A 15139-nucleotide genomic window follows, 5' to 3' on the forward strand; every position below is an offset into this window, starting at 1 on the left:
GGCAAGTGCCGATAAGCCTATTTCTACCTCTGCCCGCACAGGCATGTTTTCATGCAACTCTGCCAAGTATTGTAGCGCAATCTGTCCCTTAGATAAGCCCCAATCTCTTTCCATCCTCTTCGAATGATGTTTAGGTCACTCCGCTGGGAGGCGACGATATTCATCGATAGTATTCGAGGGACCGGGTGCTGAATGACGAACGTGACGTCTTCTTCCGATAATGGCCGCCGCATCACGCTGAGGGTCGATCTGACGGGCGTGCTTGCCTGTCTGCTCATGGCCGTCATCATTGGCTGTGCCGTCATGAGCTATGGCACAAGACATCGGATCGACGACGTCGTGCAGCCGGTCGGGCCGAAGGCCACGCAGCAGCAGGCGGTCGATGGCGATGTCGCCAATGGTGGCTAGCAGTCCCGCATGCAGGGCGGCCGTTCGGGTCGCCGCTTGATCATCACCATCTGAGATAACGACGGCCGAGGGCCGCGCCGATGGCGGTCACCAGCGCAATCGCGATCGTGTACCAGGTGGCGACGAAGAGCGGGCTGTCGTCGATGCAATGCCAGGCGTAGAGCGCTGACGCGATCGTGCTGGCGGCAAGGCCGGCGGCAGCACCCGCAAGCGCCGGTCGGCGCGGCGCACCGGCCCGGAGCGCCAGGATGAATCCTGCAAGCGGCGCGATCGACAGAAGCGGGATGAGCGCCAGGCAATAGGCTGCATTGTGCCCCATCATCTGCGGTTCCCAAAGCTCTCGCGGCAACACCTGGAGCTCGATGAGAACGGCAGCCGCAAGCACGCCTGTCGGCGCCAGAAGCGCCCACGACGCGGCGCTGACGGGGACGTCGGGGCGGCCGATGCGAAACACGATCGTCGATGCGAGAATGGCGAGCACCAGCATCAGGCTCACCTTGAAGAGCACGCGGACGGTACCGACCATGCTCGTGATATCGTGGCGGATGCCGATCGCGAACACCAGGATCAGCGCCGAAACGACGACGCTTGAAACGAGCGCCGTCTTCAGCGCGCGCCCCAGCCGCATCCGGACAGGCGCGTCCTCGGTCAACAGGCTGATCAGCTCATTCGTCTTCAACACGTCCACTCCGATCGTCCGTCTCGCCGCGATAAAAGGCGGCAAGTTTCTTCAGCGCCCGGTGCAGCGAAACGCGCACCGCACCCTCGCTCATCTTCAGCCGCTCCGCCGTTTCCCGGATCCCCGCGCCGCCGATCGAGATCGAGCGAACGATGTCGCGCTGCGGATCCTTCAGCCGTTCCAAGAGGTGGATGGCGTCGAGCCGGTCCATCGCATCGGCGGCCTCATCGTCGCTCGCAACCGTTTCCATCACATCCTCGATCGGCACGCTCACATGCCGTCCGCGTCGGCGCAGGCTGTCGATCAGCTTGTTGCGCACGATGGCCGACAGCCACGGACCGATCGGCCGCGCCGGGTCCCAGGTGCCGCGTTTCAGGTGCACCGCAAGCAGCACTTCCTGCACCACGTCTTCCGCCTCGCTTGCCGGCGCGCCGAACTGCTCGCAACGCCTTCGCGCCATGGCGCGCAGATGCGGCGTCACCGCCAGAAGAAAGCGCTGATAGGCCTGCGCGTCGCCATCAAGCGCCCGTCGCATCCAGTCTGCCCATTCCTCTTCACGCGCCGAATAAGTCACCCGACATCATCCTCTACGAACGGGCACATGCAGTTGTTACCGGACCTTGGAAATATTTCGCAGACCTCGCAAGGCCGCATCGCTTAAAAAGCGTCGCGGGGGCGAGCTGAAACCTGTTGAGGAGGGGAAAAGGCCCGCTTAGCGGACGGGCTGGTAATGACCGCGCAGCGGCACCTGGCTGCCGGTGGAAATCACGCCGTCGCGGTCGCACACATAGACGGTCATCGGCATTCCGCCGGAGCGGAAGATCTCGTCGTAGCGCCGGCGCACGAATTGCGTCTCGGTGCGGCAGGTCAGTTTCGGCTCCAGCGAAGGGTCGGTCGGCGCCTTGACGCCGGGCAGGTTTGGATAGGGATAGGCCGATTGCACCCGCCCCTGGCCGGCGCGCGCCCAGTCGGTCGAAAACGCCGGCGCGGGAAGAACGCCGCTCGAAAGCGTCAGCGCCACGAGAACGATTTTTTCGAAATTACCAAGCCGCATCAATTCCCTCCGGCCGTTTGCCGGTCTCTCTATCAATGCTCTGGATGTAAGCATGCCATTGTTGAGCATCAAGCGGAAGCACGCGCCGCTCCCGCAAACGTGACCTCATGCGAGCCTATGCCGGCTTGCGGAAATAGCCGCGAAACGTCGGGTGGGCAAAGAGGCTGGCGAGGATGGCAAAGCCCGCGCCGAGGAGGAAGCCGGCGAAGAACCCGCCGATGACGCCGGCAATCAGCAGCGCCGTCTTGCCCGGCCCGTTGGCCTTCAGCGGCGGCTCGGCCTGCGAGATCACCCGCACATTGCTGCGCGACAGGCTCTGCTCTTCGCTGGTCTGGCCCGACCGCTTCAGCACGGTCTCGTAGATATCGCGCGCGGCGGTCGCCTTGCGCTGCAATTCGTTGAGCTCGACCTGCTTGTCGGAGGTGTTCACCTGCAGGGCTTTTTGAACCGAGAGCTCCTTGGAAACAGCATCCTCGGCCTTCTTCGCCTGCTGGTATTCGCCCTGCGCCGTGCTCGCCAGCCGCTGCAGCTCGCCGCGGATCTGGTCGGATATGCTGTTCAGCGATGAGCGCGCCGCCTGCAGGCGCGGATGGCGCGTGCCCATCTGGCTCTCGAGGCTGCTCACCATGGCGGCCTGCGTCGAATATTGCTGGCGCAGCGTTGCAAGCGCGGTTGAAACGCCGCCGCCCTGCGAGGTGCCGCCGACCACGTCCTCGAAGCGCAGGTTGGCGGCAGCATCGGCGCGTGCTTTTGCCTGGATCGTCTTGTCCTGCGCGGTCACCAGCAGCGTGTTGAGCGAGGCCAGGCGCTGATCGGAGATCAGCCCGTTCTGCGTCGAGGCCATGTCGTTGTCGGCGCGGTAGGTCTCCACCGCCTGCTCGGCCTCCTGCACTTTCTGGCGAAGGTCGGTCAGGCGGTTGTCGAGTGTGGTCGAGGTATCCTGGTAGAGCCCGGTGCTTGCGCCGTCTTCTTCCTGCAGGAAGGACGCGACGACCTGGTTTGCCAGCCGCGCCGATTTCTCGGCATTCTTAGTGGTGACGTCCAGCGAGACCACATAGGTGGAGCTCTGGCGGGTGATCACCAGCGCCTTCTGCAGCGCGCTGACGACGGCAGCGCTATCGGCCCGGCCGGCGTTGAATTCTGGATCCTGGTCGAGCTTCATCGCATCGGCGACGCGGCGCATCACGTTGCCGGAGCTCAGGATCTGCACCTGGCTGTCGATCATCGCCGAGATCATCTCGGGCGAGGGACCGGAGGCCTGCGTGCTGGGATCGTTGAGGCCGATCTGGCGCGGATCGAAGTAGAGCGTCGTGTTGGCTGTGAATTTCTGCGTCGACATCGGCAGCACGACTGCGCCGGCAACCGCGCCAAGCACGGAGAGACCAAGAATGAGGAGGCGCTTGTTCCAGATCGCCTGGATCGCCGAGCGGGTGTCGAGCAACGGTCCGCTTTGTTCCGGCACGTGGACGACGGCGGGCGCGATCACGGGTGCAGCGACAGGCTCCGTCACCGGCGTCGTAAGGGGCGCTGGTGCCGCCTCGCGCGCGACGGTGCTGGCGGATCGAGGCGCAGCGTCGGCGCTCGGCTGGATCGGCGTGTCGCGCTCGGTCGTCCGCGCGGGCTCGGCGGCGGGCGGTACCGGTCTCGATCGGCTCTGCGGTTGCGTGTCTTGCGGGGGGCCGTCGGTGATCAGTGAGGTGGGCGCAGGCTTGGCGGGCACGAAGTCGGACGGGCGCAGCACCGGTCCGGGCGTGCCGGTCCGGTTGGGCTCGGTGTTCGGCGGCTCATAGCTGCGCCATTGCGGCAGCCGGCCAACCTTGTTCCTGTCAAACTGGTTCATGCGCGCGCTCGTTGCTCGCCTTTAAAATACTGGCGACGTGAGCTCGACTTTAGAAATCCTTAGCTAACGGACCGTTAAGATGCCGGGAGAGCATGAAGACGAATGATCGGCTGAAGCCTGGAAGCGGTATCGATGAGCAACAAATCCTCCCCCCGGCGGCGCCTCGCGGCGGCCGTCCTGGCAACGATCTTGCTCCAGGCCGGTGGCGCCAGCGCGCAGGGCACATGCCTGCAGGGCATCAACCTCTCGGGCGCTGAATTCGGCGAGCGCGGCGGCGAGGTTTTCAAGGCTTATGCCTACCCATCCAAGGAAACCATCGCCTATTTCGCCAAGAAGGGCTTCAACACGGTGCGTCTGCCCTTTCTATGGGAACGCCTGCAGCCCGAGCTCGGCAAGCCGCTCGACGAAGCCGAGCTGCAGCGTCTGAAGGACGCGGTCGAGCTTCTGCGCAAGCAGCACCTGACCATTATTCTYGATCCGCACAATTACGCCCATTACGACAAAGTGATGATCGGCACGCCGCCGGTCACCGATACCGCCTTCGCGGAATTCTGGGCGCGGTTGGCGATCGAATTCTCCAATCAGGAAGATGTGATCTTCGGCCTGATGAACGAGCCTTATGACATCGGCGCGGATGCCTGGCTGAAGGCCGCCAATGCCGCGATCCGCACGATCCGCGCGACGGGGGCGAACAATCTGATCCTCGTTCCCGGCACCCGCTTCACCGGCGCCCATTCCTGGCAGGCGGATGCGCCGGGTGGCGCCAACGGCACGGTCATGTTGGGCGTTCGCGACCCACGCAAGAACTACGCATACGAGGTGCACCAGTATTTCGATCAGGATTCCTCCGGCATGCACGCAGAGTGCAGCGGCAACGACAGCGCGCTCAATGCGGTGACTGCAATGACCGACTGGGCGAAGAAGAACAACACGCGCGTCTTCCTCGGCGAGTTCGGCGTATCGCAGGACAAGTCCTGCGTGGCGGGTCTCGGTCGCGTACTCAATCACATGCAGGCAAACCCGGATGTCTGGCTCGGCTGGACCTATTGGGTGGCGGGCGACTGGTGGCCGGAGACCGAGACGCTGAACGTCCAGCCGCGCAACGGCAAGGATCGCCAGCAGATGACGGCGCTGGAAAACGCCATTAAAGCCCCGCCCGCCGATAAGGCCAAGTGCAAGACACTGGTGGATTGAGGCCATGGCAGGCAAGGGCACGACCGTTAAAGAGCCGATTGATTACAGCATCCTTGCTGTCAGCGTGCTCGGCGTGACCTACAACGCCATCCTTGCCTTCATCAATCACAACATCATGCCGCTGACACCAACCGCCGTGGTGATGAGCGAGATCCTGATCCTCGCCTACAGCTTCGGCTATATCCTGAAGAAGGGAATATTCGAGGAGGATATCATTCCTCTCGGCTATCTTCTCGCGACGATCGTGCTGACTGTCTACGTGATGGTCATCAACAAGGCCGGCTATATCGATCATCTGCGCAATGTCCTGATCATCTTCGCCTTCACCGTTCTCGGCCGCTGGAGCAACGAGCGAACGCTGCGGCTCGCCTTCAAGATCTGCTGCCTCACGGTTCTGGCCGTGCTGGTTTGCGAGATAATCTCGACGCCCGCCTATGTCGCGCTCGTCCATCCGGCGGAGTATTTCCAGAACACCCGCGGCGTGCCCCCCGCCACCTATAGCGATTCAGGTCTGTTTCGCGGCGCGCTCGGCTTCGAGGGCCGTTTCTCGTTCGGCCTGATCGATCATCGCTCCTCCTCGATCTTCCTTGAGCAGGTGTCGCTCGCCAATTTCTGCGGCGTCATGGTCATCTATCTTGTAAGCTTCGCCAATCGCATCACGCTGTTCGATCGCCTGATCTTCGTCACCACGATCGTGCTCATCCTGGTGACCAACGACACCCGCACCATGCTGATCTTCGCCATCGTCAGCGCCGCCGGCTATGTCATCTATCCCTTCATCCCGAAGATCTTCAATTTCCTGATGATGCCGGGTATCGTCATGGTCGGCTTCATCATCCATGCCTTCAAGCCGAACGCCCATGACGACGACTTCGTCGGCCGCATCAGCGGCACGGTCCGCAACATCATCGCCATGGATCTGCCGGCAACGATGGGGCTGGAGCTCGACAAGGCCACCACCTTCGTCGACAGCGGCTACGTCTACATCACCTACGGCGCCACCGTCTTCGGCCTCATCCTCTTCTGGCTCTTCGTCTCCTTCTATCCGGCCGGCCAGACGCCGAACCAGAAGCGGCTCTGCCATTCCCTGTCGCTCTTCATGTTTCTGAACCTGATGATCGGCTCGACCGCGATTTTCTCCATGAAGACCGCCGGCCTCGGCTGGCTTCTCGTCGGCTTTCTCAAATTCAACGAGGGCACCGCGGCCACGGCGGGGATGCGCGGTTCCACGACGCAAAGTGAACGGACTCCGATAGGAAACGCCGTAAGCTGACGGTCGATGGGATGTTCCGGCCATTGAGGCCGCTCTTCTCGATAAACTTGGTGCAGCGGCGTGAGCGTCGTGCTTGATCGGCCATGGCGCTTTGATCTAAGCACGCTCGACGGTCGATGCCGCCTAAACAAGGCCGACGCTTGAACAAGGCCAATGGCTAAACAAGGAATATGACGCATGACGCAATATGTACTGACGGTAGCCTGCAAATCGACACGCGGCATCGTTGCGGCGATTTCGACCTATCTGGCCGATAAGGGCTGCAATATCATCGACAGCTCGCAGTTCGACGATCTCTCAACCGGCATGTTCTTTACCCGCGTCAGCTTCATCTCCGAAGAAGGCGCTGCGCTGTCTGCTATCCGCGAAGGCTTCCAGCCGATCGCCGAGAAATTCGCGATGACCGCGGAGATCCATGACGGCGACCAGCGCATGAAGGTGTTGCTGATGGTCTCGCGCTTCGGTCACTGCCTGAACGACCTGCTCTACCGCTGGAAGATCGGTGCGCTGCCGATCGATATCGTCGGCGTCGTCTCCAACCACTTCGATTATCAAAAGGTCGTCGTCAATCACGACATTCCGTTCCACCACATCAAGGTGACGAAGGAAAACAAGCCCGAGGCCGAAGCGCAGATCATGCAGATCGTCGAATCGACCGGTACGGAACTCGTCGTGCTCGCCCGCTACATGCAGGTGCTCTCCGACGCCATGTGCAAGAAGATGTCCGGCCGCATCATCAACATCCACCACTCCTTCCTGCCGTCTTTCAAGGGTGCTAACCCCTACAAGCAGGCCTATGAGCGTGGCGTGAAGCTGATCGGCGCCACCGCGCACTACGTCACCGCCGACCTCGACGAAGGCCCAATCATCGAACAGGACACCGCGCGCATCACCCATGCGCAGTCGGCCGATGACTACGTGTCGATCGGCCGTGACGTCGAGAGCCAGGTTCTCGCCCGCGCCATCCACGCCCATATCCACCACCGCGTCTTCTTGAACGGCAACCGCACCGTGGTCTTCCCGGCAAGTCCGGGCAGCTACGCCTCCGAGCGCATGGGCTAAGCACTTGGTATCGGGCGTCCTCTAATTCCTTGGCCAGTAATTCCTGGGCCGGTAATTCCTAGTGATGACGCCCGATCCCTTGCTTGCCGATAGCAAGCTGTCGATTATCTGCTTATTGTGCAGGATCGAATCGTGCGGTGGGGGAATACCATGACCGATGAAACGCTCGCTCAGCGTCTCGAGCTTCCGCGTCCTGATGTGACGGCCGAGGAAGCCGGAGACATCCTGCAGTCGCGTTACGGTCTGTCGGGCCAGCTCAGCGAACTCGGAAGTCAGCAGGACCGCAACTACCGCGTCGATACCGGCGATCAGACATATGTCCTGAAGATCTGCCACATGATCTACGAGACGATCGAGCTCGAGGCGCAGAATGCCGCGATCCGTCATCTCGCCGGCATCGAGGGCGCGCCGCGCGTGCCGCGCGTGGTCGCCTCCACCGATGGCCAGGACATCGTCGCCGTCGTCGTCCGCGACCAGACCTATCAGGTTCGCCTGCTCGAATATCTCGAAGGCGAGGGGCTGACCAAGCCCTCCCATCTTCCCCGGCAATCCGTGGCGGCGCTGGGCGCGCTTTGCGCCAATCTCGCCAAATCATTGGCCGATTTCGACCACCCCGGCCTAGACCGCAATCTGCAATGGGACCTGCGCCGCGCCGGCCCGGTCGCCGTCCAGCTCCTGTCGGCGATCACCGATGGCGCCGCGCGTGACCGCATCGCCAAGAACATGGTCGCCGCCGTTCGTCGCGTGCAGCCCTTCGCGCCGGCGCTGCGCCTGCAGGCCGTCCATCACGACGTCACCGGCGACAATGTCGTCAGCCGCCGTGACGAAAAGGGCCGCCTCATCCCGGATGGCGTCATCGATTTCGGGGATATCATCCGCGGCTGGCTGGTCGGCGATCTCGCCGTCACCTGCGCCTCGCTGCTGCACCAGGCCGATGGCGACCCCTTCTTCGTGCTGCCCGCCGTCAAGGCTTATCACGAGGTCTATCCGCTGAAGGAAGAGGAGCTCAGGGCGCTCTGGCCACTGGTCGTCGCCCGGGCCGTCATCCTGGTGGCGAGCAGCGAGCAGCAGATCGCGATCGATCCCGAAAACGAATATGTCCGCGCCAACCTCGTGCTCGAGCAGCGCATCTTCGATACCGCCATCGCCGTTCCCTTCGATCTCATGGAAACGGCGATCTTGAAGACGGCGGGCATCGAGCTCCCCGCTGTTGCGACCGAGCATTGGCATCCGCTGCTGCCGGATCTCGATCTTCAAAACATGCTCTATGTCGACCTCGGCGTCGAAAGCCAGCACTTCGCCGCCGGCAATTGGGGCCAGGGCGATATGGACTGGCGCCTGCTTGCCCGCGCCGCCTCCGAGGCAGATGCCGCCGCCACCCGCTACGGCGAATACAGGCTGTCGCGCGCCCGCCTGCTGAGCACCAGGCCGTCGGCCACCTACGCCCTGCATGCCGATATCTGCCTGGCCGCCGGCAGCGCGATCGCTGCCCCTTTTTCTGGCCGTATCAGCTGGCAGAACCACCATCTCGTGCTCGAGGGTGCCGATATCAGCCTCCATCTCGACGGTCTCGACCCATCGGTCGAAGACGGTGCCGAGCTCGAATCGGGCCAAGCGATCGGCGTGGTCTCCGGCGAGCAGGGTTCGCTCGGCGGCTTGCGCGTGCAGCTCTCGACGCTGAAAGGCGCCGAGCCGCCGCTCTTCTGCACGCCCGCCGAAGTCTTCGCCTGGTCGACGCTCTGCCCGTCGCCGGCAGTCTTGCTCGGCAAGGGCGTCGAGGCGCCGAAGCCCGTGGACGCGGAAATCCTTGCCGTCCGCACGGCCCATTTCGCCGCCGCCCAGAAGCATTATTACGAGACCCCGCCGCGCATCGAGCGCGGTTGGAAGGAGTACATGTTCGATGTCGAGGGCCGCGCCTATCTCGACATGGTCAACAACGTCACCATTCTCGGCCACGGCCACCCGCGCCTGGCGGATGCCGTCGGCGAACAATGGCTGCGGCTGAACACCAATTCGCGCTTTCACTACGCCGCCGTCGCCGATCTCTCCGAGCGGCTGGCGGCTCTGGCCCCCGAAGGTCTCGACACCGTCTTCCTGGTGAATTCGGGGTCGGAGGCCAATGATCTTGCGCTGCGGCTCGCCTGGGCGCACACCGGCGCGCGCAACATGCTGAGCCTGCTGGAGGCCTATCACGGCTGGTCGGTGGCGAGCGATGCCGTCTCCACCTCGATCGCCGACAACCCGCAGGCGCTGACGACGCGCCCCGATTGGGTCCACCCGGTCGCCGCGCCCAACACCTATCGCGGCGAGTTTCGCGGCCCCGATTCCACCGGCGACTATCTGCAGAGCGTTGTCGCCGCGCTGGAACTGATCGACGCCAGCGGCGAGCGGCTGGCGGGCTTCATCGCCGAGCCGGTTTACGGCAACGCTGGTGGCATCGCGCTGCCGCACGGCTATCTCGCCGCCGTCTATGGCCAGGTGCGGGCCCGTGGCGGTGTCTGCATCGCCGATGAGGTACAGGTCGGCTATGGCAGGCTCGGCCATCATTTCTGGGGCTTCGAAGAGCAGCAGGTGGTGCCCGATATCATCACGGTCGCTAAGGGCATGGGCAACGGCCACCCGCTCGGCGCCGTCATCACCACCCGCGCAATCGCCGATTCGCTGGAGAAGGAAGGCTATTTCTTCTCCTCGGCCGGCGGCAGTCCGGTCAGCTCCGTCGTCGGAATCACCGTGCTCGACATCATGGCCGACGAGGCGCTGCAGCAGAATGCCCGCGAGATCGGCGATCGGCTGAAGGGCCGGCTGGTGGCGCTGATGGATCACCATCCGCTCATCGGCGCCGTGCATGGCATGGGGCTTTATCTCGGCGTCGAGTTCGTCCGCGACCGCGAAACGCTGGAGCCGGCGACTGAGGAGACAGCGGCAATCTGCACGCGCCTGCTCGAACTCGGCGTCATCATGCAGCCGACCGGCGATCATTTGAACGTGCTGAAGATCAAGCCGCCGCTCTGCCTTGCCGCCGAAAGCGCCGATTTCTTCGCCGACATGCTGGAAAAGGTGCTGTCCGAGGGCTTGTGAGCGGCCTTATTAGGCCGCCCCGCCTGCCTGGCCGTCCAGCCAGGCCACCAGACCATCCAGCGTCTGCAGCCCGTATTCGACGGCGCCAAAGCCGATGACGAACTGACGCCGCGCGCGGGTGGGATGCAGCTGGCGCATGGTCAGCACCGTCTTACCGTCGGTCTGCTCGTCGAAGGTCACCGTCACCCTGAAGCGATCGGGGTCCTCGGGGTCGGGCGTGCCGTAGTCCATGACGATCCGCTCGTTGGGCACGATCTCGAGGAAGCGCATGAGATTGGGAAAGCGCTGCTCCCGGCCCTCGAACATGCCCACCATGTCGAACCGCCACACGCCACCTTCGCGGATATCGGCCTCGATGCTCTCGATCGCAAGGCCGGCGGGACCATACCATTGCGCCAAGGCATTGGGGTCCATCCAGGCAGCAAAGACCCTGTGGCGGGGATGATTGATGACCTTCACCAGTACGATTTCGCGGTCCAGAGACCAGCTGTCAAACGGATCTGCCATGTGCTTCAATCTCCTCCCACTTCATCTTGCGTATTGTCGAGATAAGTCTCCAGGCGATCCAGCCGCTGGCTCCAGCGCAGCCGCTCGGATGCCATCCAGTCCGCCGCCTCGTCGAAGCGCGCCTGCACCAGACGGCACCAGCGGCTACGGCCGCGCTTCTCGCTGGCGATCAGCCCGCAGTCCTCAAGTACCTTCAGATGCTGGACGAAGGAGGGCAGGGCCATGTCGAAGGGCTCCGCCAGGATGCTGACCGATACCTCGCCCTCGGCCAGCCGCGAGACCACCGCGCGGCGCGTGGGGTCGCTGAGGGCGTGAAAGGCGAGGTCGAGCGGGGTCGAATGATAGGGCATGTCGTTTTTTACGGCAGGCTGGATTGCGGGTCAATATTAGAAAGGTGCTTGCCTTAGTGATTTAATCTGATACAAAGGCAATAGCCTTAGTATCTAACCTGTGAGGAGGATGGCACGATGGCAGTTCGTATCGATCTCGTGATCTCGCTGGATGGTTTCGCCACGACGACCGACCAGACGCCCGAAGTCCCGTTCGGCGAGGATTGGCCACGTCTCGTGGGCGCTTACATGGCCACGCGGACCTTCCGCGAACGCGTCTTCAAGGACACCAGCGGCAGCGGCACCACCGGCCTCGACGACGACTATGCGCGGGCCTATTTCGAGAATATCGGCGCCGAGATCATGGGCGCCGGCATGTTTGGACTGCTCAATTTTCCCGACGATCCGGACTGGCGCGGATGGTGGGGCGACGAACCGCCATTCGGCTGCCCGGTCTTTGTTCTCACCCACAGGAAGCGCCCGTCGATCGAGATGGCCGGTGGCACGACGTTCCACTTCCTCAGTGCCAATCCGGTCGATGCGCTGGCGCAGGCGACGAGGGCGGCCAACGGCAAGGATGTACGCATCGGCGGCGGACCGACGGTCGTGCGCGATTTTCTGAAGGCCGGTCTCGTCGATCAGCTTCATGTCGCGATCACGCCGATTCTTTTGGGTCGCGGCATCCGCCTGTGGGATGATTTGCGCGGCCTCGAAGCGGGTTACACGGTCAAATCCGAAACCGCTCCCAGCGGCACGATCCACCTGACTTTCAAGCGTTAATCGCCACGCGCGGGCATTAACCATTTCGGTCATTTCGAGGCTTACAGACTTTTAATCAAAAGCCCCATTGCCGGAATCAGACGCACTCCCTATCTCTGGCTGCGAGCGGCGGAGAGTTCCGTATCGTCATACCAAGTGCACAAAGACCTGCTAATGGTCTTCTCGTGAATTCGGATTTGGCGGAATGATATTTTCCTAATCGCCGACATTTTGACACGTTTCGGAATATGTTTCCGACAGTTCGTTATGTATTCTCTACAAATAAGGTAGATTATACGGAACGCCAACCGCCGGTCCCGGCATGCCCCGGGGCCCGAAGCAAGCACGACGCAGAAGAAAGGAATGAGACATGAACGACTTTGAAATTCTTGCCACGCTCCTGATGCGCCCGGTGCTTGGCAGTGACCGTCCGGGCGCTCTCTCCCGCCCGAACTGTCGAATGTGACCTTCGTCCCCCCTTAAACGGTAAAAGACAAGTCAATTCGCCATCGCCGACGCACTCCGCGCGGCAGGAGTTCTATGCATGAAAAAAGAAGTTATCGAATACGCAGGCGTGCCCGTTGGCATCGTCATTCCCGATGAAAATCGGCTGAAATTCATCGCCGTGAAGTATCACGTCCACGATCTCGACGAGCAGCACTTCAGCTCGCCGGCCGAGGTCAAGCACGCGATCCACGACCTGATGACCCGCCGTCATCCCAAACCCATCCATGCCTGAGGGCATGGTTCGATGCCGGCTTGAAATGGCCGGGCGAAAACAATTCGAGGATATCTGACCGGTCCCGCCTGAAGCGGGGCCGGTCTTGTTTTTTGGCCTTCCATATCGTCCTATCGCCTCCTGCTGATCGCCCTGTTCGCGAAAAGCCCACTGACGAAGAGGACGCAGCGCTTGCTCAATTTGCTCACCGATATCGAAGGCCTCTCCGTCGGCCACGCCACGGACGTCGGCCTCGGCTCCGGCGTCACCGCCATCGTTTTCGATAAGCCGGCGGTGGCCTCCGGCGTCGTGCTCGGCGGTGCACCGGGCGGCCGTGATACCGCGCTGCTCGACCCGTCGATGACAGTAGCCGAAGTCGATGCGTTCGTGCTCTCGGGCGGCTCCGCCTTCGGGCTCGATGCCGCCGGTGGCGTCCAGGCCGGCCTGCGCGCCATGGGTCGCGGCTTTCCGGTCGGAAACCAGCGCGTCCCCATCGTTCCGCAGGCGATCCTGATGGACCTCCTGAACGGCGGCGACAAGGATTGGGGCCTGCAATCGCCCTATCGCGATCTCGGCTACGAAGCCTTCCGCGCTGCCGCGAAGGGTTCTTTCGCGCTCGGCACGGTCGGCGCCGGCACCGGCGCCACCACGGCGACCTTCAAGGGCGGCCTCGGCTCGGCCAGCGCCCGCTCGTCAGCCGGCCACACGATCGCGGCCATCGTCGCCGTCAATGCGCTCGGCTCGGCGACGGTGGGCGAGGGGCCGCATTTCTGGGCGGCGCCTTTCGAACAAGACAGTGAATTCGGCGGCCTCGGCCTGCCGCAGGCGATCGACGCGCGCGATACCGCCATGCGCCTCAAGGGCATGAACACCACCGCCACGACCATCGGCGCCATCGTCACCGACGCGGTGCTGACCAAAGCCGAAGCCCATCGCCTCGCCATCATGGGCCATGACGGCTTTGCTCGCGCGCTGTTGCCCGCGCATCTGCCGCTCGATGGCGACACCATCTTCTCCGCCGCCACCGGCGCGAAGCCACTCGGTGGGCTACCCGAATTCCTGGAACTCTGCCACCTCGCCACGCTTGTCATGGCCCGCTCCATCGCCCGCGGCGTCTATGAGGCGACGGCCCTTCCAGTGGAAGGCACCCAGCCGGCATGGCGGGACCGCTATGCCGATTGCGTCTGATGGATTAGAGCATGGTATTGGTCCGAATGCGGAGACGGTGAGATGCAGATACGCGCCCTGATGTATTTCGACGAACTGGTCCGCACCAATTCGATGCGCCAGGCCGCCGAAAACCTGAACGTCGCGCCAACAGCGATCAGCCGACAGATCGAGAACCTCGAATATCATTTCGGCGCGCCGCTGGTGGAGCGTAGCGCCCGTGGCGTCAAGCTGACGGCCGCCGGCGAGTTGCTCGCGGCCCGCGCCGGCCGGACCCTGCGCGAGCTCGATCATGTCGGCCAGCTGATCGAGGATCTGAAGGGCCTGCAGGCAGGCCGTGTCGCCATTCACGCCAATGGCGCCACCGTCGCCAATCTCCTGGCGCCGGCCCTGGCCGAATTCAGCCTCAAATATCCCAAGCTGCATTTCGAGGTCACCATCTCCAGCGCCCGCCAGGCCGTCGAGGCGGTCAATGGCGGCGAGGCGGATATCGCCGTCACCCTGTTTGCGCCGGCCGTATCGGGCACCAAGGTCCGCCTGCGCTCCGAGATCGCCTACGACCTGATCGTCGCGACAGGCCATCCTGCAGCCGAGCGACAGGAAGTGAGCCTCAAGGATATAGCCGACTATCCATTGGCGCTGCCCGACCAATCCTTCGGCTTCCGCCAGGCTTTCGATACACTGTTCGAAAAGGCCGGGCTGAGCTTCGATGCCGTCTTCGTCACCAGTTCGCTGGAGATGCTGAAGGAACTGGTGCTGAGCGGTGCCGCCGCCACGCTGCTGCCGGCGCTGACGGTGCGCCGCGAGATCGAGGCCGGCCAGCTGCGGGCCGTGCCGCTGGCGCCAAGAAGCGCCATCCGCACCCATGTTGATCTCTGTGTCGCGCCCGATCGCCAGCTATCCTTTGCCGCCTCCAAGCTTCTCGATTTCATCGAGCGCTTCATGCGCGAGCGCGCCGGCGGTCCGGTCGGCAAGGGCTGAGGAAATGCAACGACCGCCAACCGACGGTCTTTGACTTGTATCGCCTTGGGCTTGCATCGAGCGGGAAATTCCTGTGTAGCTCTTTCGGCT

Annotated in this window: 15 protein-coding genes; 9 read left to right on the plus strand and 6 right to left on the minus strand. The window is 63.1% G+C overall.

The window, feature by feature from the left end:
* Positions 1–192: 192 nt before the first annotated feature.
* Positions 193–408 (plus strand): hypothetical protein, encoded by a 216-nt coding sequence (locus AC1DOG_RS13595; protein ID WP_477928664.1) that lies wholly within the window; start codon positions 193–195, stop codon positions 406–408.
* Between the two features lie 43 nt (positions 409–451).
* Here AC1DOG_RS13595 and AC1DOG_RS13600 read toward each other — a convergent pair whose 3' ends face one another.
* The 4 genes from AC1DOG_RS13600 to AC1DOG_RS13615 form a co-directional block, all read right to left on the minus strand.
* Complete coding sequence (locus AC1DOG_RS13600) at positions 452–1090, minus strand: NrsF family protein (protein WP_477928666.1); 639 nt, start codon at positions 1088–1090, stop codon at positions 452–454.
* Positions 1074–1661 carry a sigma-70 family RNA polymerase sigma factor gene (locus tag AC1DOG_RS13605; protein WP_477928668.1) on the minus strand — a complete coding sequence of 196 codons (588 nt, stop codon included), beginning with the start codon at positions 1659–1661 and terminating at the stop codon, positions 1074–1076. The genes AC1DOG_RS13600 and AC1DOG_RS13605 overlap by 17 nt, the downstream gene beginning before the upstream one ends.
* A 138-nt stretch (positions 1662–1799) precedes the next feature.
* On the minus strand, positions 1800–2141 hold the full coding sequence (locus AC1DOG_RS13610; RefSeq protein ID WP_477928670.1) for a hypothetical protein: 342 nt from the start codon (positions 2139–2141) through the stop codon (positions 1800–1802).
* Positions 2142–2256: 115 nt separating this feature from the next.
* Positions 2257–3981, minus strand: coding sequence for a GumC family protein (locus AC1DOG_RS13615; protein ID WP_477928672.1), 1725 nt, complete (start codon positions 3979–3981; stop codon positions 2257–2259).
* A gap of 132 nt (positions 3982–4113) precedes the next feature.
* On the opposite strand from AC1DOG_RS13615, the gene AC1DOG_RS13620 reads away from it, so the two are divergent.
* The 4 genes from AC1DOG_RS13620 (at position 4114) to AC1DOG_RS13635 (ending at position 10588) form a co-directional block, all read left to right on the plus strand.
* On the plus strand, positions 4114–5175 hold the full coding sequence (locus tag AC1DOG_RS13620) for a glycoside hydrolase family 5 protein (protein WP_477928674.1): 1062 nt from the start codon (positions 4114–4116) through the stop codon (positions 5173–5175).
* A gap of 4 nt (positions 5176–5179) precedes the next feature.
* Positions 5180–6448, plus strand: a complete 1269-nt coding sequence (locus tag AC1DOG_RS13625; protein WP_477928676.1) for a hypothetical protein — start codon at positions 5180–5182, stop codon at positions 6446–6448.
* A gap of 177 nt (positions 6449–6625) precedes the next feature.
* Entirely contained in the window at positions 6626–7510 is an 885-nt protein-coding gene (gene purU / locus AC1DOG_RS13630; protein ID WP_477928678.1) for a formyltetrahydrofolate deformylase, read from the plus strand.
* Positions 7511–7660: 150 nt separating this feature from the next.
* Positions 7661–10588: an aminotransferase gene (locus tag AC1DOG_RS13635; RefSeq protein WP_477928680.1), complete on the plus strand. Its 2928-nt coding sequence runs from the start codon at positions 7661–7663 to the stop codon at positions 10586–10588.
* A 9-nt stretch (positions 10589–10597) separates the two neighbouring features.
* On the opposite strand, the gene AC1DOG_RS13640 is transcribed toward AC1DOG_RS13635, so the two are convergent.
* Positions 10598–11095 (minus strand): SRPBCC family protein, encoded by a 498-nt coding sequence (locus tag AC1DOG_RS13640; RefSeq protein ID WP_477928682.1) that lies wholly within the window; start codon positions 11093–11095, stop codon positions 10598–10600.
* Positions 11096–11100: 5 nt separating this feature from the next.
* A complete protein-coding gene (locus tag AC1DOG_RS13645; RefSeq protein ID WP_018899165.1) occupies positions 11101–11445 on the minus strand; it encodes an ArsR/SmtB family transcription factor in 345 nt (114 codons plus the stop codon).
* Between the two features lie 117 nt (positions 11446–11562).
* On the opposite strand from AC1DOG_RS13645, the gene AC1DOG_RS13650 reads away from it, so the two are divergent.
* The 4 genes from AC1DOG_RS13650 to AC1DOG_RS13665 all read left to right on the plus strand — a co-directional run bounded on the left by AC1DOG_RS13650 (position 11563) and on the right by AC1DOG_RS13665 (position 15049).
* Positions 11563–12204 carry a dihydrofolate reductase family protein gene (locus tag AC1DOG_RS13650; protein ID WP_477928685.1) on the plus strand — a complete coding sequence of 214 codons (642 nt, stop codon included), beginning with the start codon at positions 11563–11565 and terminating at the stop codon, positions 12202–12204.
* 523 nt (positions 12205–12727) lie between these two features.
* Positions 12728–12922 carry a hypothetical protein gene (locus AC1DOG_RS13655; RefSeq protein WP_018899167.1) on the plus strand — a complete coding sequence of 65 codons (195 nt, stop codon included), beginning with the start codon at positions 12728–12730 and terminating at the stop codon, positions 12920–12922.
* A gap of 171 nt (positions 12923–13093) precedes the next feature.
* Positions 13094–14089: a P1 family peptidase gene (locus AC1DOG_RS13660; RefSeq protein WP_477928687.1), complete on the plus strand. Its 996-nt coding sequence runs from the start codon at positions 13094–13096 to the stop codon at positions 14087–14089.
* Positions 14090–14131: 42 nt separating this feature from the next.
* On the plus strand, positions 14132–15049 hold the full coding sequence (locus AC1DOG_RS13665) for a LysR family transcriptional regulator (RefSeq protein WP_477928689.1): 918 nt from the start codon (positions 14132–14134) through the stop codon (positions 15047–15049).
* Positions 15050–15139 lie beyond the last annotated feature (90 nt).

It is taken from the genome of Rhizobium sp. 01N48 (genome assembly GCF_056399145.1).